The following is an 18,539-nucleotide window of genomic DNA, read 5'->3' on the forward strand; positions in this document are numbered from 1 at the left end:
GGGGAGCCTGCCGTGGCGGCAGGTCCCGCGGTGGTGCAGATTGGATGTAGACGCACCCAAGGGATGCCATGTCTGCGGCAGGGCTACGGGGAACAGCTAAAAACGGCTGGGGAATAACAGGGGTTCTTCTTGGCACATCGGTACTGGTACACACCCAGGTCGACAGCCGTTACCTGAGTGACTTCGCTCTGCGATCACCGCCATGGGCGTTCTTGGTAGCAGTTGCAGGGATATTGGTGCTGAACCATTGGCAGGAAAGCCTTCTCCTGATTGCGTCCATGGGCATGCAAGGATCGTTCCTGATCACTCAGGAAATCGACCTAACGCAAAACGAATGGACTCTGTTGGTCCTGCGCCGGCTTGTATTGGACGCGGTGTGCATCTGGGCTGCATATTTGAGAAGCCAACTGGAGCAGAAGCACTCCGAGCAGGTGAAGCAGCAAGGCCGCCTGCAATCAAAGCTGGAGCAAAGCCTGAGAGCCTCAATACTTGCTCATGAAATACGGCAACCGCTGAGTCACGTAATTATTGAGTGCAAATTACTGTGCTTCCGCACAGCACAGAAATCTGATTTACCAACAAAAGTCAGAACAGAGATCAGACAAATCCAGCAAAGCGCCGAGGAGGTCGATCAGCTGGTGGGAACAGTCACACGCCTATTGCGAGAGGACAAGAAGAGTTTCGAAACAGTCGACGTAACAAGTTTGGTTGAAAACCGCTTAAAAAGGTGGAAGCACAAAGAAGAGAATACCAAGATCGATATTGAGTTCAAACGCAGCATGAACCATCAATGTGTACACGGGGACAAGGATCAGCTCCTAATAGCGGTCGATAATCTACTGAAGAATGCAAGCGATGCCGCCAATAAGAACTACAGACGAAAACGTAGGATTCAAGTCTCGGTTACTCGAAAGAGAGGCAATGTCCTGTTGCAGGTCGCCGATAGCGGGAAGGGACTGCCAAGCAAGAGAAGTCAGGAACTACTCCTTGAGAGCAAGGGCGACAGTGGGATGGGCGTTGGAATTTTGTGTGTAGAGACAATTGCTTTAGGGCACAGCGGGGAGCTCATCCTGGGCAGCTCCAAACAACTTGGCGGTGCACAGATATGCCTGAGTCTTCCAGCTAATCCATGTGCCCCCAGCGCCAACAACGATAAAGCGTGGCAATCCGAACAAGTTCAGAACCACTGATTCCGAGCTTAGAAGCAACACCTTTACGATAAGTCTCAACGGTAGCCAATGACAGATTGAGCTCTACTGCTATTTCCTTATTAAGGAGGCCTCGGCCGAGGGCCTCGATGACACGCTGCTCCCTGGGGCTCAAGGTAGTGATCGCCCTAAGATGCTGCTCGCATCCCGGCAAAGGCAAATAGAGATCATCCGTTCGGTGGCGCCACCATGACTGGAGAACCTCGAGCATGGAGTCCCAAGCCTGTGACTTATTGACAATGCCGATTGTGAAAGGCTGTAGATCCGTTGGCGCCAGAAACTCTTCGGCCAGGGCAGTCACAAAAAGGAGCGCCGCGTTGGGATTAAGCTGAAGCAAGAGGTCCGCAGCGGGGCGGTAGGAATCGCCACCAAGCTGGACATCAATAACAAGAAGATCTGGAGGAGAGGCGCGAATCAGATCGCAGGCAGTATCAACGGTACAGCTAACCCCGAGAACATTAAAGCCAGCGACCTCTGAAAGGATCCCAGCTATGGCCTGACCAACCATCTGGTGGTCATCGAGAACAATAACGTCCAAGATTGGGGTGCACTTCGGTATCAGATAACACCATCAGGCGCCAGATGTCATGTCCCAATAGTGGGATGATTTACGGAGACGAGGAGAATGGCACAATTGAGTGAGAACAGAGAGATCACGGGGCAGTAGGCAGCCCATCACCCAAAAAGATTTGCAGCAGTCTGCTGCGAGGGGGGTCCCAATACAGGTGGCCCTGAATTGGGACCTTGAACAGGAAATATCAACAAAGCCAGACTAAAGAAAGTCTTAAGGAGGTGCAGATGGCGATCTATGCCGAGCACCAACGCCTAATGTTTCGATCGAGTCAACGGCTGACAATCACCGTGGCTCACTCGACACTCGAAGCACTTGTTGATCGCAGCCAGCAGGAGGGACGCTCCCTCAGCAACCTGGCTGCATACTTACTCGAGAATGCACTCGAAGATCACGAGAATTGATCGAGGCCAGACGACCCGTGGCTATTTCCAACTCAAGCGTTGAACCAACGCAAGAGAAAGTAAGGGAACGACAACATCTGATGGCAACAGAATTCCTTGTAGAGCTGCCATCGGGGATCGCGACTAAGCGAACGTTCCAAAAGGAATGGGGAAAGACGTAAATCGTCGATGGCTCGGCTGAGCAAACAAACTCGAGAAGCCAGCTGCACACATGAACCTGAGGCATCGATCATTCAAGGGTCGTCCTGCTCGAGTTCTGAGTAGATGGCCCAAAGAGATCGGTAAAGGGGCTTCATCTGATCCTGCAAGGTTTCGAGGCGATCAGGAGCACAGTGCTGGAGACGAGCTTCCTCGAGAAGTTGAATCAGCTGCCCCTGAAGAGAAGAGATCCGGAGGGAATAGCAGGATGTCGTGACAGGCAGTGAGGTCATTCCTAGACAAAAGAATTTGATGGTGAATAGGGGATGACAAAGCGGTAGGTAGATGGAGCCAACGTGCTATGAGCTGAAAGTCAAAGAGAAGGGACGATCAGCGAGAGGTACTAAGACTCCAACCAGGCTCACCATCAGGTTCGTGCACCATGCAACGTTCGCCATCGCGAAGACCATTACAGTCAGTGACACCCTTGAGGTAGCCTGCGAGAAACCAAAGCGTTGAAGCGGCTTGGTCGTTTTTGAGGAGCTCATCAAAGTCAAGCCCCCTAAATCCAACTTCCCAATCGGTATTGTCCATCGTTCAAGCAGATTTGGTATTGGCGTAAGCAATAATCGAATGTGACACTCAAAAGAGGCAACACATCAGAGACGCAAGTCGTCAGGAGAGATTACTAAGGCAATAGAGCCCTCAACTGATGGGCGACACCACTGCCGGTAAGCAATTCGGTAGCGATCGCAATCACAAAACCAAGCATCGCGAGACGGCCATTCAAGAGTTCGGCCTCGGCGGTAAAACCCCAGTTGCGAATTGAGTTCATTGGGCAATGAAGAAACCAACTCAATCAAAGCAACATTCTTGAACTCGACGGAAGAGAAAGCAAATATGACTCAAAGGTGCCGCAAACTCAATCGTCCTGATTCAGACTGTCGATCGCCTGCTCAAGCAAATAGGCGCACAGGTTGCTGAAGCTGCGGCCCTCCTGCTCCGCCAGGGTCGATAGACGTTCGTGAATGTCCGAACGGATGCTGATGCAAGCACGCACATTCTTTTGCGGGTTTGCCCGGGGCATGCGCAAGCAGCAAGCATGGGTCTACATATTCTATAGATCCCGATCGTGATGCTCTAGCGACCGGAGCCGTTGCTCAATCTGGTCCAAGCGTTCTTGGGTGGAAGGATCACCCATGCCGCTCCAGTTGAGGTCCTGCCGCACAAGCTGAATGATGTACGCAGTCACGGTGAGACTGAGCTCTCTGGAGCGCTGCTTGATGGCATTAAGCAGCATTGGCGGCAGAACCATCGAAAGCTGCTTGCGAGGTTCTGCTTTCAACGGGGGCCGTCCTCGATCGCCCATAGCAGGCACAGATGTGTCGGCCACTGGGAAGCTAAGCGATGCATGGTGATGCTAGGTGATGCAGCCTGATGCAGGAGGTCGAGAGGCCGGCAAAGGTCATATTGCGGCGGTAGCTAGACAAAGAAAGAGACATCAAAAGAGAAACGCAGGAGAGGAGATAATGGATTGAAGATGCAGGGGGAAACCAGAATCAGCGAGAAAGGTCATCAAGAAGAATGGACTGGCACCAAGACTTAAGAGAGAGTTTTAAAAGAGCGTGCGTCCTTTCAAAAGGTTCTACACAAGGAGGCAGAGGGTAGACGTCACGTCAGGCTGACGGGTAGGAAGTGCGACGGGCAGTGGTTGCAGCAAGAGCGATCAAAGATTGCAGCGAATCAACAGGGCCTCAGAGTAGTTCAATCGTGTGAGTCAACCTTGAATACAACGCAGGGGCCTTAGACGTGCGACACGCCTAACCAAGCCAGCCTTCTCGCTAAGGAGCGATCCATTGATATTCCAACAACTCGTCGACAATGATCTCTGTTCAGATGAATCAACACCGCAGAGAACCTCAGTAAAAGATCCCATTCCCCCACCCAAGAGAACTGGTTGACCAACCTGACGGTACAAATCTGGGACGTGGCCATGACAGGGGCCGAAAGCACGAGTGGAACCTTGTCGCTGCACCCAAAGATGACGGGGGTCATGACCGACAAGATGGGATTCCTCCTGAACACTGTTGTGCGAAGCATCAACAAGTAGGGGCAGACAGAGATCAGGCCAGTACTGGCGAAAAACATCTCGGACTAGGTGCGTCAGGATCTGTCGATAAGCAAGAGCGCAATTAAGAGAAACGTGGATGGAGGCGAGCAACTGGTGACCTAACTCTGAGTGCAAAGGTGTCCAGGTCAGACCATGCAGTGCGGAAAGGTTGTCTCGACAGGTCTGTTGACTGAGGCCAGCTGAACCAGCCTCGATCACGACAACGATAGAGGTGACGTGCAAGCCGAAATGGGATGCGGTTGCTAGGTCATAGACATCCTCTACCACGTGAAGCTCTACATGGTGGTTGCCATTTCCAAAATGTTTTAGACGCTGTCGTACGTAGTCTTTTGCATGAGCGGACACTGCGCCTGGGTCAGCAGAAGGCATCAAGCCTTGATGTTCGCAATATTGAAGATCCTCAAGAAAACCCCAACCCTCCTCTACAGCCCAATGGGCTCCACTTCGCAACATCAGATCAAAAGAGTCTTGATTGCAATGGGCGAGACCACGTTGAATCAATCCTGCAGCTAGTCCCGATTGCAACGTTTCAGAGAGGGACTCAAGCTTTGGCTCAAGTTGCGAGAGTTGGAGCCCCGTCTTTAGGCAGCGAACGCCGTAGGCATGATCAAGGTGAATGTCACCAGAAAGGATCGCACCGCCATGATTGGCATCGAAACCGACAACACAGCCGTTGGGCATTGCAAACCCTGGATGGGCATCGGGAAGCAGAGTCACAGAGGTTGAAAGACCAGGCAATTGAGACAGAGTCCAAGCCTGCTCAAGGACCTGAGGATGCATGCGGAGAAGGCACTGCTGGTCGCCATAGGCGATCAGTGGGAACGAACCAGCATCGGAATATGACCAGCAGTACTGGTCGATCTGCTTCCAATGAGTGAGATCCACCAAAGCCGTCCAACCAACACATGGAAGAGTGATCGAAAAGCAGTGACTAAAATGTGTACGCAACACATCAGAAGCAGATTAGGGCAGGTTCTGCAGCAGATAAGCGAATAACTGAATGAGACTCGTAATCGAGAATTAGCCTGGTCAGGCAAATACTTGCATCTTGGAGGAACAAGTGGATCTGACCAAGTGGGATTCATTGATGGACATTGAGAATATCGTTGATCGCGCTCTGAATTGGTCGAATGCACGATTCACACCTGCACTACCACTGGGCGGGTTTGGACCACGCGTGGATATCCATGAAAGCGACGACAGCTATATGATCAAGGCCGACATGCCAGGCGTAGACAAGGAAGCACTGTCGGTGGGCATCGAAGGGGAGATGCTGACCATCCAAGGCCAGCGTGGACGTGAAAGCTTAGAAGGCCGGTCTCGGATTCACCGCCTTGAGCGATATCATGGCACCTTCAGCAGAAGCTTTTCGTTACCGGAAGATGCAGACGGCAATACCGTGAATGCTGTTTACGAAAATGGAGAGTTGACCGTAACGATTGCCAAGAAGAGTGATGTTGAAAAGCCTAGAACACAGAAAGTTCCGGTGACAATAGGAGAGTCAAAGCATCAATAGAGTTGATCGTCAAAGCGAGTGGTCGAGAATCAAAACCATCGGCCACTCCATCGATCGTCAAATAATCCGAACGATCTGGTTTCTGCCATTTCCTTTGGCCATTGACAGAGCCTGATCAGCACGACCGAAGAGATCCGCAAATTCATTGTCGTTTGGAGAGAGGCTGACGAGACCTCCACTGATTCGTGGCCGGTAATCAGAATGATCGAAGATGCCCGGAAGGATCTCAAGATCATGTCGTATTGATTCGGACAGAGCAAGAGAATGACACTCATCGGCGTTCACAAACAAAACCGAGAGCTCTTCGTCGACAATCCGTCCGAATAAGTCTTCGATTCGCAGATGCTGCTTAACGGAGTTACAAACGTCAAGAAGGACCTGATCCGCAGCCTGGTGGCCCCAGCGATTGTTCACTTGATTAAAGTTATCGATATCAAGATTCAGAAGAGCCAGGGGTATGTCGTTACGACGAGCCCCCTCCAGTTCGATTGATGCGAGGTGGAAAAAGCTATTGCGAGTAAAAAGATGGGTGACAGGGCAAAGCAGACTCTGCTGACGGAGTTCAATCTCACGCATGACAAGTTCAGCCATTTGCTGCAGCATCGTCTGCTGATGATCATCGAATGGACGAGAGTCACGGTCAATCAGACAGAGCGTGCCAAGCCTATGCCCATCAGGAGAGAGCAAAGGTGCGCCTGCATAGAAGCGGATATAGGGCTCTCCTAAAACCAGTGGATTATTCGAAAAACGATCGTCCTGAAGTGCATCGGGTACGAGCAAGACTGAATTCTGGGTGACGGCGTGTGCACAAAAAGCAGCTTGCCGTGGGGTCTCCGTAGCGTTGAGACCATAACGTGCCAGAAACCATTGGCGGTTCTGATCAACGAGGGAGACCAAAGCGATGGGCACCTGAAACACGTCAGCGGCTAGCTTGACTAACCGCTGAAGATGGGGATCAGGTGGGGTATCAAGGAGGTCATGGCGTTGAAGATCGCGCAACCTCTGATCCTCATCAACTGGCATGGGAAAGTCGGGATAAGGGGTCATCGTGAGCCACTCTCATGAAGGACCCCGCCAGCAACTGAGCAGGTCATGTCTAAAAAAAAGACACTCAGAACAAGAAGAGAAGGCCATTGAGATAGGCCTAGCAACTGTGGAGTAGAAGCAAACTGCAGTACAGGTTTATCCAAACAGGAGAGATCCACTGCTGCGAAGAGCCTGAGAGGAGTTAGTCGGACAACATGTGCAGACAGCATGATTTGATTTTCCAGTGATGAAGTGCAAGAGGAGTCCTCCTCATTGTCAAGAGCCAAGGAAATCGACCCATGCAGATCAGGGCGCTTGGTTGTCAGATCAACAAGTGGTAAGTACGGCGTACATTCAATATGTTGATTCAAGAGCCGATGACGTAGTGCGTCAGATCAGCAGCAGATTGGGTGAGAGGACAACAAGATAAAGTGAAGATAAATGCAATAGATCACTTACTGTGACTACAGAGTGAAAGCCAAGGGGAGTAATCGCAAGAATGAGGAGGCAAAGGTGCGCCAGGATGAGGCAAGCCACATCGACTAGTCCTCAGAATGCACAATTGCGAGGTAGGTCGTAGCAACTTTGCAGCAGATCCGCATAACTAAGCAGAAGGAGTACGCAGTAGGACACGAATAGATCCGCTAATTTTGTTGTGGTGCTGGCAATTGACATTGTCTCCAAGCCGCTAAAGGTTCCGACTTCTGACGGTGATCTCAATGCTGTCCTACAGCAGCCCGTACGAGCCTTAGGACTGGTGCTGCTGGTTCATGGGCCTGGAGGCAACCGGCAGATGTTTAGAAGCAGAAAGGTCGGAAGAGCGCTAGCCGAACGGGGGTTATCAACTCTTCAGGTCAATCTCCTGCTGAATGCGGAAGGGCATACGAACGAGATTCCATGGGATCTGAACGTACTGACAGATCGCTTAGTCAGCACGCTCCAGTGGATCGGTCGAAATCAAGAGCTCTCTGCACTGCCTCTAGGGCTACTGGGAACAGGCAGCGGTGCAGCAGTCGTCATTGAGGCCGCAGTGAGAGAGCCAGGGAGAGTTGCCGCAATTGTCAGTTGTGCTGGCCGTCCTGACTTGGCATTCGAGTCATTGGCCACTCTGGAATGCCCGATCCTACTTTTAGTAGGCAAGCTGGATGTGGACCTTTTAGAGCTGAATGCCTGGGCCACGAGCTTCTTAAGGGCTAAGCACGAACTGGCCGTTCTCCAAGAGATGAGCGATCTTCTAGCGGAACCCAAAGCGACGGAGTTAGTCGCAGACTTAACAGCAGAGTGGATGCTGCAGGAAATGTGATGCACGGCGTTCGTCTCCGCGCTGCAGCAGATATGCGAAACAAACGAGGCGATCACCTGCAACCCGGATCAGACTCTTGCATTAATCTTGGTATAGAGAAACAATCATTTCTCTTTACCCAGTCTTGCTCAGTCCTTCAACATTAAATTCCAAATGAATGACCGTATTCGCGTAATGCAGCGTCAACCCCGGCGCATTTCAATTACGCTGAGCTATAATGTTCACGAGGATTTATTGAATCGCTCAGAGGAAGAGGGGCGGTCAGTGTCAAACCTGTGCGCTTTTCTATTAGAGGAGTCCCTGAAAGGTGCACATCAACAAAGAGTGCCAAACCAGCCTCAAGGCCATCCACCGAGCCAAGCGCTCAACGGAATACGACCTCAGTTGAAAGCTCGTTCCTATTAAACACAGCTTGCCCCGGCTACCTCCGTAGCCGGGGCTTCTCTAGGGAGACTCAGCCGATGAGGCAGCTCTCCTAACCAATAGGGAAGAGGACTGGGGTCAGTCTTGTCCTGAGCTTTGCAAGAGCTTTTCGCTCAAGTCTTTGGACCTGGTCTTTTGTGCGTCCAATCGTTCTTGCCACCTCGGCGAAGGAAGGTTGGTCTTCTGCGCCATAGCGCAGCTTGATAACATCTGCCTCTGGGCAAGACAGATGCTGCATAAGGCTATACATCCATGCGTAGTCGTCATGAATTTCGATCTCTTCTTTATCGGTTACGGTATCGAGAATCGTCATTGCACCGTCGGCACTTGCAATTTGCTGATCAAGAGACAAGGTGTTGCTACGGTAGTGCACATTGATTGCATGAAGCAAACGCTGAGGCGACTCATCCAAGAGGCGAGCCATCTCATCAACAGACAAGTATGTTCTGCTATTACTTTGCATAGAAGCTGCACGCGTCGCCAGATTAACAACATTCACTGGGAGACGGATACTTCCATTGTGTTCTTGCAAATAGCGATGAATCGACTGGCGAATCCACCAATAGCCGTACGTAGAAAACTTGTACCCTCGACTAGGATCGTATTTCTCAACTGCTCTTAGCAATCCAAGATTTCCTGCTTGCACAAGATCCATGGAATCGAAACCAAGATGCTGTAGGCGTCTTGAATAGCGCATTGAGACGGTGACGACGAGCCGCAGGTTTGCTGTAACGATCCGCTTTAAAGCCCTGCGTCCTCTGCGCTCGAGGGCAGCAGAGGGCTTTTCGTCATCCTTCCATTGCCTGACGATCGTTCCCAGATGAACTTCCTCTTGAGGGGTCAAAAGGGGGATACGACCGATTTGACGCAAGTAGTCACCGAATGCATCACTCATACAAGAGAGGATGAAGGCTCTACATCCTCATCCCTTAGGTTGAGTGCATTCAATTGATGCAGCACTCTTGCCCAGAGTCTGCTGCATCTTGCGGCGAAGATGTCGAGATCCATTCATCAGAACTTGGGCGAATGGATCGATAAGTGCTCTGTCGGTCAGCTCTGCTGAGAACCAATTGCCAGAGCTGTCCCTGCCTTGATCGGAAGTACCCCGCACAACTCAGCAAGTAGTAGCGCCAGAAGCGGTAAAAGTCTTGCCCTATCTCCTGACAGAGTCTTGGCCATGCCAATTCAAAGTTCTCCCACCAAGAGAGAAGAGTACGCTCATAGTCCTGTCCGAAAGATTCCCAGTCCTCTATCAGCAGAATCCCTTCAAGTCCCTTGCAGAGTTGCATTGCCGAGGGGAGTCGTCCTCCAGGAAAGATGTGAGTATCTATCCATCGATCGGTGCGATGAGTCGTTGAAGCAGAACCAATCGTGTGCAACAGCATCAACCCCTCTGGATTCAGGCAATCGTTCATCACCTGATGGAATGTCCGGTCATTACGACGTCCGACATGTTCAAACATGCCTATCGATGCCACCTTGTCAAAGGGTTCAAGATTGAGTTGAGGCAAACTCCTGTAATCACAGACTCCAACTGTGATTGGAGCATCAGAGAACTTCTCTCGAATATAGCTTGCCTGTCTGTTGGAGATAGTGATCGCCACCACCTCTGCTCCGTAGTGCTGTGAGGCGACCCGAGCTAGGGCTCCCCATCCACAGCCCACGTCAAGCAGACGATCACCCGGCTTGAGTTCTAGTTTCTTACAGACAAGGTGCAACTTTGCCTCCTGGGCATCATCGAGATTGGTGGCATGTCGCCAATATCCGCAGCTATAGGCCATCGAGGGACCAAGCATTGCTTCATAAACGCGTGGATCAATGTCGTAGTGGCGACGCCCCACTCGCAGTGATTGAGTAATTCCTTGCGGATTTAGAATCTGATCAGACAACCATTGAATGGATTCAACCAGCCTTCCCTGAAGAGCGAGAGGACGATTCGCACCCGACTTCAGGAGCCGGGAGATCATTTCACTTAAGTGCTCGCAGTCCCAGTCGCCGCGCACATAGCCATCACCAAGGGCGAGCGAGCCATTTCTCAAGAGTTCTCCATAGAACTGTCGCCGATGCACCTGAAGATCCCAGGGACGGTCGCCATTAAACTGCACATCGGCTGCACCAGTGGCGGCAAGCAGGGTGGCAGGAATGGCCATGAACTCTGATCAAGAGCTCCCAGGTAATCCAGGGTTTGTGCTGACATCTGACTGAGGATCTGATCTGCTGCACGATCCAGTCAGATTGCCGCAGGCGCCCGCATACTGCTATTTCGGTGCATTGTTGATTGAATCAAGGATCAAGAGCACAGGCCTCTTGACTTGTATGACATCCATCTGCCTATAGGGGCATCGTTGCCAGAGTCGTTTCTGAACCTGCCAAAACTGATGCTGACAATCATGTCAATCAACTGAATTGCTCCATTTGTGCAGCATCGCACATCAAATGGAGATTGTGGAGCGAGAGAACAGACTGGCAGATGCCAATGAACCCTAAGACAAAGATAGAACGAGCGATAACCCAGAGACTGAACACTGAGGACTGCCGCACTCCGCCTCATTAGATGCACAGTTCTACTGGTTTTTGAGCTCGCGATCGCTTCCATGCATACCGTCGCTAATACCCATCCAGACGAACAGAATGCGGCACCTAGTCACAGTTTGAGTCTTGCGTCGTCAGTTCCACCCTCCAACGCACTCCACTGCCAATTCCTCCATGCCTTTACGCCATCTCTGCATCAGAAGCTTTGTCCGCTGCGTCCGCCTAGATCCGTCTGAATGGCTCTTGATGCTCGCCCTACTCCCCTGGAGCTTGGCGAGGCCAGCATTGGCAGCAATTCCGCCTCTCTTCGGAATGGAATTGGCACCCAACGTTGGAGTGAGTGCCGGCCCGGGGCATTCCACTGTTTGTGAATCTTTCAGGAGTGAATGTGGATCACAGTGGAGATGTGGGCCGAGCAGCTGTGCTGTCACTGACCTGGGCTGGACGCTTCAGAACGGCCACCTTCTAAAGAGGACAGAAGACAAAGCAGCGAATACACCATCGCTGGTGATCCAGAGCTAGTGATGAAACAGAGAACCTGAAGGCAGCCGGGGGTCCCCTTCTTTCACTCTGTCGTGACAGAGACCCAAGCCAAGCACCAAAACCGCCTTCAAGACCTCTCGACCTCGTCCTTTCATGCAGGAACCCAGGCTCTGCGGCCAAGAAGCCGCGATCCGCGCCGCCATGGCCGAGCCCGGGACCTACTGGCGCGAGCACTCGCCCCTGCAGCTCGATCAGCTGCGCTCGGGCTTTGCCTGCGCGCTGCACATGCACCAGCCCACCATCCCAGCGGGCGCTGGCGGGGAGTTGATCTCCCACCTCCAGTACATGCTTGAGCACCCGGGGGAGGGCGATAACCACAACGCCGAGCCCTTTGCCCAGTGCTACCGCCGCCTGACCGATCTGATCCCTGAGCTGATCGAGCAGGGCTGCAGCCCGCGGATCATGCTCGACATCTCCGGGAATCTGCTCTGGGGAGCCGAGCAGATGGACCGCAGCGACATCACAGATGCCTGGCGCCACCTGGCCTGTGATCCCGAGATGCAACGGCACGTCGAGTGGCTCGGCACCTTCTGGGGCCATGCCGTCGCCCCCTCGACTCCGATCCCGGATCTACGGCTGCAGATCGAGGCCTGGCAGCACCAGTTCGCCTCAGCCTTTGGCCTGGAGGCCCTGCAGCGGGTGCGCGGCTTCTCCCTACCGGAGATGGCCCTGCCCAATCACCCCGACACCCTCTTCGCCCTGGTCGATGCCCTGCAGCAAGCCGGCTACCGCTGGGTTCTGCTGCAGGAGCACAGCATCGAGACCCTCGCTGGCGGCCCCCTCAGTGAGGCCCAGAAGTATCTGCCCAATCGCCTGATCGCCCGCAATGGCCAGGGCGAGCGCCGCGAGATCACCGCCTTGATCAAAACCCAGGGCTCCGACACCAAGCTGGTGGGCCAGATGCAGCCCTACTACGAAGCCCTCAGCCGGGATCGCCTCCCCCTGGGAGACATCAGCGTGCCGTCCCTGGTCTCCCAGATCGCCGATGGCGAGAACGGCGGCGTGATGATGAACGAATTCCCCCAGGCCTTCCTCCAGGCCCACCAGCGCAGCTCCGCTGAGCCGGGCACCGCCGCCATTAACGGCAGCGAATACCTCGAACTGCTGGATTGCGACCCCGCCGCCTTCCCCGCGATCCAGGCCGCAGGCCAAGCGGAACTGCTCCAGGGACTCGGGGAGCGCTGGTCAGCGCAGCAGCTGCAGGAGCGCATCGACGCCGGCTGCAACGTCGAGGGGGCCTCCTGGACCAACGACCTCAGTTGGGTCAAGGGCTACGAGAGCGTGCTCGAGCCGATGCAGCAACTCAGCGCCGCCTTCCACCAGCGCTACCCGACGGCCCTCCCCAGTGATCCCAGCTACCAGCAGGCCCTGCTGCACCTGTTGCTGCTGGAGACCAGCTGCTTCCGCTACTGGGGCCAGGGCACCTGGACCGACTACGCCCGCGAGCTCCATCGCCGCGGCCAGGCGCTGCTGAGCCACTCCAGCCAGAGCGCCTAAAAGCGGGAACACTCCAACCAGCTGGAGTGTTCCCATGCATCCATCCGTTCGCCAGTGGCTTGAGCGCAGCCGTCGCCATGCACCCCTGCCAGAGCGCACGGTGCTGGAGCTGGCCCGCACGATTCAATGCTGGCAGCAACATCCAGCCGGTCCCGCCCAGGCCCCGAGAGCGATTCAAAAGCGGGGCCTGCGGGCGCGGGATCGACTGGTGCGCCACAACCTCGCCCTGGTGGGATTCACCTGGAGAAAGCAACACAGCGGCCTGAGCCCTGAGGATGCAGCAACGGCCGATGCCCTGCAGGAGGCGGCCCTGAATCTGCTGCGGGCCGCAGAGAAATTTGACCCAACCCGGGGCTATCGCTTCTCCACCTACGCCAGCTTCTGGATCCGCCGCGGATTGCTGCGGTTCTGCCAGCGCAACCGGCGCTGCATTGCCTTCCCCCGCGAGCAGGCCGCGCTGGTGCTCAAGGCCGAGCAACTCAGTGAAGAGCGCATGCGCTGCAATGGGATTGGCCCCAGCCTGAGCTGGCTCGCCGCCCAGCTGAGCACGAGAAAACAGCCCATCGCGCCGGCGCAATTAGAAGCCTTGATCCGCAGCTGGAATCACACCCAGACCTGCTCCATTGAGGCCTTCGCTTTCTAAGTCAAATCCAAAGGATCAGCCCCTCATCAGCCATCGCCCCTAGAGCAAAGAGGGTGAACAAGGGGCCGTGAATCCGGCTGTACTCCGCCAACAGATTCAGGCGCTGCAGCGGGCCATCAGCACTCTGCAGCAGGACTGGAGCATTGCCGTCTGCGCAGCGGATGAACGGCTGATTGGGATCGTCTGCCTACTGCTCGATCGCTGCGACTTTGCTGCGGGGTCCATCGCAGAACTGCTGGCCCTGCCGCTGCCCAAGCAGCAGAAGTTGCTGCTGATTTGTGATGACGAGCTCGCCGATGGCGGCGCCCTGGAGTTGATCCAGCGCCTGCCGCAGGCAACGGTCCTGGTCTGCCTCGATGCCGCCATTCCGCAGGAACGCCTGGCCCTGCTCTGGCGCAGCGGCGCTGCGGGACTCTGCTGCCGCCAGCACTGCGGCGGCGGTCGTCTGCTCCAGGCGGTGCTGATGCTGATGCGGGGGCTGCAATCCCTCGATCCGCTGTTAGGGGAGCGGCTGCGCGGGCAACCACCGCGGCTGATCCCCCTACAAGGCAACGAGCAGCACCTGCTGGAGCTGCTCGCCCGCGGTTTCAACAGCCGGGAGATCGCGGCGCTGGAGCAACGCCGCAGCGACACCATCCGCCGTCAGCTCAGTGCGCTGTACCGCAAAGTCGGTGTGCGAGACCAGCGCGCCTTGCTCGCCTGGGGGCTCGGACAGGGCCTGGTGCGCCCCCGCGACCTGGCCTGCCGCACACCAGATCACTGAGCCGCCCGGCCTCCAGCACCGGTAGCAGGTCCAGCAGCTTGAACTGATCGCTCCGGCTTGGGAGCCATTCCGCCAGCACTTGGCGATCCCCCAGCGGCACCGGCCGGGGCAATGGCAACAGCCGCCCCAGGATCGGTAGCCAGCGCCCCTCAGACCAGGGTTCAAAGCAGCTGATCTCAGCGAGGGCGCTGATCGCCTCGGCCGCGGGAGCGAGCGCCGCCAAATAGAAGAGCGTTGGCAGCTTCTCCACCGGCAGGGGTAAAGGCAGCCACATCCCCCGTTCACAGGCGATTGCCATCGCCTGGTGGTGGTGGGCCGTCAACAGCAATTGGGTGGCCATGGGTTTCGGTCTCTCTGGGCCGGTTCTGGCTGCTGCCCGGCCCCCGGCGCCGCCCACAGCCGTGGCTCGTTGTTGCACAGCTGTGGGGAGCGCCCAGACGTCACTGGAGTCTTTCGGGCTCAGACGGCTCTGGTCTTTCGCCTTCTTTCGGTATTGGCAGGCGCGGGTAGCCTCCCGCACCTGTTTGAACGCCATGCCCACTCGCCTCAGCTCCGAGCAACGCCGTTTTGCCTGCCAGCACCTCGGTCTCGCCCACCAACAAGCCCACCGCTATGCGCGGCGCTGGGGCATGCCGATCGAGGAGCTACTCAGCCCGGCCTACGAAGGGCTCTGCAAAGGAGCAGCCCAGTTCGATGCCGCCAAGGGCTATCGCCCCTCCAGCTACCTGGTCAGCAAGGTCAAAGGGGAGCTGCTGCATCACCTGCGCGACACCGGCTTCGCCGTGCGCATCAGCCATCGCTACCGCGAGCTCTGGGTCAAGGCCCGCCGCTGGCTCGAGCTGGACCTCAGCGACGCCGAGATCGCCATCCGCCTAGGGGTGCCCCTGGCCCTCTGGCTGGACTGCCGCCAGGCCTGCGGACTGCGCCCCGGAACCCTTGAGGGCCTTTGACATGGACCCTTGCGACTCCAAGACCTCACCCACCTGCTCACAGGACTGCTGCCCCTCTTCAGCCAGCGGCGCCCAGCCCCCAGCCCCCGCCGCCGCTCCTTTGAGCAGGGGGACTGGCTGGCGGAGCTCGAGCTGCTGCAACTGGCCCAGGAACTCAAAGCCCTGGCCGATCAACGCGGCGGATTTGAAGCCGAGCTCTTCGATCTGATGCTCTCCATCGCCGATGTGCTCGAGCTCGACCACGGCTGGCAGCGCAGTCAATCCAACCAATGGCTCGTGCGCATGGGCCTTTGGGAGGAGGACCTCTCCGGCGAGGCCTAAAGCCCCTCGCAGTGCTGCAGGCTCAGAAGTAGAAGGCCCCATCCACCGGGGACTGCCGCACCGCTTTACAGCGGGTCGCCACACGCCAGAGGGCTTTGTGGATGGGCGTGGGGTCAAAGCGCACCAGCTGGGGGTAGCGCTGGCGCAGCAGCGCCGTCCCGCGCCAGGCGTTGTAGTGGGGGATGGCCGAGTTCACGTGGTGGCAGACGTGGGTTGAGCCAATGCCGTGGTGCAGCAGGTTGATCAGCGGGCCGTAGGGCCGATCAACGGTCTGCAGCGCCCCCTTCACCCAGGTCCAGTGCTGGGAGTCGTAGTGGGGAATCTCCACATCGGTGTGCTGCAGCCAGGTGTAAATCACCAGCCAGCCATTCACCACCAGATAAGGGAGGCCGTAGACCGCCAGCACCCGCAGCGGCGAGAACTGAATCGCGGCCACGACAAGGGCCGCCAGCACCACCACTAGGCCAATGTTGGAGCGCAGCATCCAGCGGCGGAAGGCCGCAGGGAAGAGGGGCCGCTTCAGGGGAACGCCCTGATCAGGCATCCGGAAATGGGAGACCGAACTGCCGTAGGCCTCACCGCCGGTGACACCAAACAGCAGATAGAGCGGCCAGCCGATGACGACGTGGTTGAACAAGGCCACCAAGCCCGCCATGGGGCGACCGAGCTTGCCGGCCAGTCCTTCGGTGAATAGCCCCATGGGCGAGCTCGCCCGCGGCGGCACATGGGTCTGGCCCCGCTCGAGCTCGTTGCAATAGGCGTGGTGCACCGCATGACTGCGGGCCCAGCAGTAGTAGGGGACCAGCAGCAGGCTGTGCAGCACAAAGCCCACCACACCCTCGACCCGTCGGTTCGGGTGGAAGGCGTTGTGACCGCATTCATGGGCCAGGACCCAACAGCCCATGGCCACGGTGCCGGTCCCCAGCCCGTAGACGAGCCAGAGCGGCAGGGCCGCCCAGCTCAAAGGAATCAGGGTGCCCAGCCCGTAGGCCAACAGGGACAGGCCCAAGGAGAGGGCCAGGCTCCCCCAGGACTTCAGCGGGTCATGGCGCAGCAACTCCTCCGGCAGCGCGCCGAGCAGTTCGGCCTTGCTGGGGAAGTCCTGATCGGCGGGGCTGATCGAACGCCGGGAAGGGGAAGAAACGGCCGTGGTCAAACGGACCACCTGGTCAAAAGGAACACAACGGCCTTCGGATTTGCTTAAGAATCTATGGACCGACGGTTCGCCCTGGCCAGAATGCCCGCCATGGACCATCCCCTGGTGTTTGTGATCGCTCCGCAGACGGGGCTTCCGCAGGGAGAGATCAGCTGGGCAGAACTCGTTGCGCTCCAGCACCAGGGCCCCAGCAGGGGCTTCGCCCTTCGCCTGTTTGTGGCTGGCGAAACGCCAAGCGATGGCCTCGCCCAATTGCCCTGGGACGGCCAGTTGGATCCAGGCGCCAGTGGATCCCTGCGCAGGCTGATCTGTGATGCGGTGGTCCCCGGCTTTGCTCCCCAGGAGAACGCCATCGGCGTCTACGAGCGCAGCAGCGATCCAGACGTCCTGCGCTGCATCGATTGCTTTGCGCTTCAGGACGCCGTCAATGAGACCTGCTGGTTCTATCCCACCCATGACGGTCGTTTTCTGAGCTGGCAGCGGGATCTAGCCCTCCGCCTCGAGCCCGGTGTGGTGGCCGCCGAGGGGGCCAGCCAGGTCCCCGAGAGCTATGAGCGCAGCCACCTCGCCCTGCTCTGGAGCCTGCTGGCCGATGACGAGAGCCTGACCTGCGTCGGCCTGACCTACGGCGGCCAACGGATCGAGTGGGGCATCAGCCAAGGAACGCCCGCTTGCCAGACCACCTGGAGCGTCTTCACCGTGGACACCGAGGCCGAGGTGAGCCTGACCGTGAATGCGCGCGCCCAGGTGCTGGAGCCCTGATGGGCAAAACCAGCCCCCCGGAGCGAAGGGAACTGCTGGAGCTCCTGCGCCAGAAACCCAGGGGCAGCGCCAACCGGCAGCGCCAGCGGATCGAGCAGCTCATTGGCGTCCTCGAGGGCGCCCAGCCCGCGGACCTCTCGGACCCGAATACCCAGCCGCTGTTGGAGGGAGTCTGGGAGTTGCGCTGGAGCAGCAGCCAGCAGCCCTATCTGAGAGTCGCCCCCTGGCTGGAGAACCTCCAGGGCCTGGCCCCCTCCCAAGGACGCGGCGTCAACCAGCTGCGCCTACCCGGGCCCCTGGGCGCCATCACCGTGGAAGCCCAGTTGACCCTGGACCCCGATCGCGCCCAGCGGGTCCAGGTGCGCTTTCGCCGCGGTGGCTGGGTTGGACCCAACCTGGGGGGGAAGCGTCTCCAGTGGCTCCAGGACGTTCAGCAGTCCTTCCCGGCCTGGCTGGACATCACCGTTGTCGATCGCGAGCTCAGGATCTGCCGCGGCAATGCCGGCACCCTCTTTGCCCTGCTGCGGCGGCCGGAGTTGAGCGTCGATCAACTGCTCAAGCCCTAAACCAAAAACCCCCGTGCCAAGCGGCCGGGGGTGATGGAATGCGCAGTTGGTTGAAGCGGCTGGTTTGGCGCCTGGGGCCGAACATT

Annotated in this window: 21 protein-coding genes; 12 read left to right on the forward strand and 9 right to left on the reverse strand. The window is 56.9% G+C overall.

What is annotated here, in order from left to right:
- The first annotated feature begins 68 nt into the window (after positions 1-68).
- Positions 69-1,190 (forward strand): HAMP domain-containing sensor histidine kinase, encoded by a 1,122-nt coding sequence (locus LY254_RS03645; RefSeq protein WP_247478977.1) that lies wholly within the window; start codon positions 69-71, stop codon positions 1,188-1,190.
- Here LY254_RS03645 and LY254_RS03650 read toward each other — a convergent pair.
- Positions 1,123-1,746 carry a response regulator transcription factor gene (locus LY254_RS03650; protein ID WP_247478979.1) on the reverse strand — a complete coding sequence of 208 codons (624 nt, stop codon included), beginning with the start codon at positions 1,744-1,746 and terminating at the stop codon, positions 1,123-1,125. The genes LY254_RS03645 and LY254_RS03650 overlap by 68 nt on opposite strands.
- Positions 1,747-2,036: 290 nt before the next feature.
- Here LY254_RS03650 and LY254_RS03655 point away from each other — a divergent pair, with 290 nt between their 5' ends.
- Positions 2,037-2,183 carry a hypothetical protein gene (locus tag LY254_RS03655; protein WP_232197321.1) on the forward strand — a complete coding sequence of 49 codons (147 nt, stop codon included), beginning with the start codon at positions 2,037-2,039 and terminating at the stop codon, positions 2,181-2,183.
- Positions 2,184-3,009: 826 nt separating this feature from the next.
- On the opposite strand, the gene LY254_RS03660 is transcribed toward LY254_RS03655, so the two are convergent.
- The 4 genes from LY254_RS03660 to LY254_RS03675 all read right to left on the reverse strand — a co-directional run bounded on the left by LY254_RS03660 (position 3,010) and on the right by LY254_RS03675 (position 5,337).
- Positions 3,010-3,156, reverse strand: coding sequence for a chlorophyll a/b-binding protein (locus LY254_RS03660; protein WP_247478981.1), 147 nt, complete (start codon positions 3,154-3,156; stop codon positions 3,010-3,012).
- Positions 3,157-3,243: 87 nt separating this feature from the next.
- Entirely contained in the window at positions 3,244-3,381 is a 138-nt protein-coding gene (locus tag LY254_RS03665; RefSeq protein WP_247478983.1) for a hypothetical protein, read from the reverse strand.
- A gap of 57 nt (positions 3,382-3,438) precedes the next feature.
- Positions 3,439-3,666: a hypothetical protein gene (locus tag LY254_RS03670; protein WP_247478985.1), complete on the reverse strand. Its 228-nt coding sequence runs from the start codon at positions 3,664-3,666 to the stop codon at positions 3,439-3,441.
- A gap of 432 nt (positions 3,667-4,098) precedes the next feature.
- A complete protein-coding gene (locus LY254_RS03675; protein WP_247478987.1) occupies positions 4,099-5,337 on the reverse strand; it encodes an RtcB family protein in 1,239 nt (412 codons plus the stop codon).
- A 175-nt stretch (positions 5,338-5,512) separates the two neighbouring features.
- On the opposite strand from LY254_RS03675, the gene LY254_RS03680 reads away from it, so the two are divergent.
- Entirely contained in the window at positions 5,513-5,968 is a 456-nt protein-coding gene (locus tag LY254_RS03680) for an Hsp20/alpha crystallin family protein (RefSeq protein WP_247478989.1), read from the forward strand.
- Between the two features lie 57 nt (positions 5,969-6,025).
- Here LY254_RS03680 and LY254_RS03685 read toward each other — a convergent pair whose 3' ends face one another.
- Positions 6,026-6,991, reverse strand: a complete 966-nt coding sequence (locus LY254_RS03685; RefSeq protein WP_247478990.1) for a sensor domain-containing diguanylate cyclase — start codon at positions 6,989-6,991, stop codon at positions 6,026-6,028.
- A gap of 760 nt (positions 6,992-7,751) precedes the next feature.
- Between LY254_RS03685 and LY254_RS03690 the strand changes: the two genes are divergently transcribed.
- Together LY254_RS03690 and LY254_RS13055 are read left to right on the forward strand one after the other, a co-directional pair.
- Positions 7,752-8,297 (forward strand): alpha/beta hydrolase, encoded by a 546-nt coding sequence (locus LY254_RS03690; RefSeq protein WP_247478992.1) that lies wholly within the window; start codon positions 7,752-7,754, stop codon positions 8,295-8,297.
- A 174-nt stretch (positions 8,298-8,471) separates the two neighbouring features.
- Positions 8,472-8,702: a hypothetical protein gene (locus tag LY254_RS13055; protein ID WP_371820507.1), complete on the forward strand. Its 231-nt coding sequence runs from the start codon at positions 8,472-8,474 to the stop codon at positions 8,700-8,702.
- A gap of 70 nt (positions 8,703-8,772) precedes the next feature.
- Here the strand turns inward: LY254_RS13055 and LY254_RS03695 are convergent, their stop codons facing one another.
- Entirely contained in the window at positions 8,773-9,615 is an 843-nt protein-coding gene (locus LY254_RS03695) for an RNA polymerase sigma factor RpoD/SigA (RefSeq protein WP_071778007.1), read from the reverse strand.
- A 49-nt stretch (positions 9,616-9,664) separates the two neighbouring features.
- Positions 9,665-10,870: a cyclopropane fatty acyl phospholipid synthase gene (cfa, locus tag LY254_RS03700; RefSeq protein ID WP_247478994.1), complete on the reverse strand. Its 1,206-nt coding sequence runs from the start codon at positions 10,868-10,870 to the stop codon at positions 9,665-9,667.
- A gap of 1,018 nt (positions 10,871-11,888) precedes the next feature.
- Here cfa and LY254_RS03705 point away from each other — a divergent pair.
- From LY254_RS03705 to LY254_RS03725, 5 genes are all read left to right on the forward strand, one after another.
- The gene (locus LY254_RS03705) at positions 11,889-13,292 is read left to right on the forward strand and encodes a glycosyl hydrolase family 57 (protein ID WP_247478995.1); all 1,404 of its coding nucleotides are present in this window, start codon (positions 11,889-11,891) and stop codon (positions 13,290-13,292) included.
- A 34-nt stretch (positions 13,293-13,326) separates the two neighbouring features.
- Entirely contained in the window at positions 13,327-13,935 is a 609-nt protein-coding gene (locus tag LY254_RS03710; RefSeq protein ID WP_247478996.1) for a sigma factor, read from the forward strand.
- 67 nt (positions 13,936-14,002) lie between these two features.
- A complete protein-coding gene (locus LY254_RS03715; protein ID WP_247478997.1) occupies positions 14,003-14,698 on the forward strand; it encodes a DNA-binding response regulator in 696 nt (231 codons plus the stop codon).
- A gap of 533 nt (positions 14,699-15,231) precedes the next feature.
- Entirely contained in the window at positions 15,232-15,648 is a 417-nt protein-coding gene (locus tag LY254_RS03720; RefSeq protein WP_247478998.1) for a sigma factor, read from the forward strand.
- 9 nt (positions 15,649-15,657) lie between these two features.
- The gene (locus LY254_RS03725; protein ID WP_247479000.1) at positions 15,658-15,969 is read left to right on the forward strand and encodes a hypothetical protein; all 312 of its coding nucleotides are present in this window, start codon (positions 15,658-15,660) and stop codon (positions 15,967-15,969) included.
- Between the two features lie 22 nt (positions 15,970-15,991).
- Here the strand turns inward: LY254_RS03725 and LY254_RS03730 are convergent, their stop codons facing one another.
- Entirely contained in the window at positions 15,992-17,134 is a 1,143-nt protein-coding gene (locus LY254_RS03730; RefSeq protein ID WP_247479002.1) for a fatty acid desaturase, read from the reverse strand.
- 81 nt (positions 17,135-17,215) lie between these two features.
- Between LY254_RS03730 and LY254_RS03735 the strand changes: the two genes are divergently transcribed.
- Both LY254_RS03735 and LY254_RS03740 read left to right on the forward strand, forming a co-directional pair.
- Positions 17,216-17,887 carry a hypothetical protein gene (locus LY254_RS03735; protein WP_247479003.1) on the forward strand — a complete coding sequence of 224 codons (672 nt, stop codon included), beginning with the start codon at positions 17,216-17,218 and terminating at the stop codon, positions 17,885-17,887.
- Complete coding sequence (locus LY254_RS03740; protein ID WP_247479005.1) at positions 17,887-18,453, forward strand: PAP/fibrillin family protein; 567 nt, start codon at positions 17,887-17,889, stop codon at positions 18,451-18,453. Before LY254_RS03735 ends, LY254_RS03740 begins: the two co-directional genes overlap by 1 nt.
- Positions 18,454-18,539 lie beyond the last annotated feature (86 nt).

The organism is Synechococcus sp. NB0720_010 (assembly GCF_023078835.1).
Lineage (GTDB): Bacteria > Cyanobacteriota > Cyanobacteriia > PCC-6307 > Cyanobiaceae > Vulcanococcus.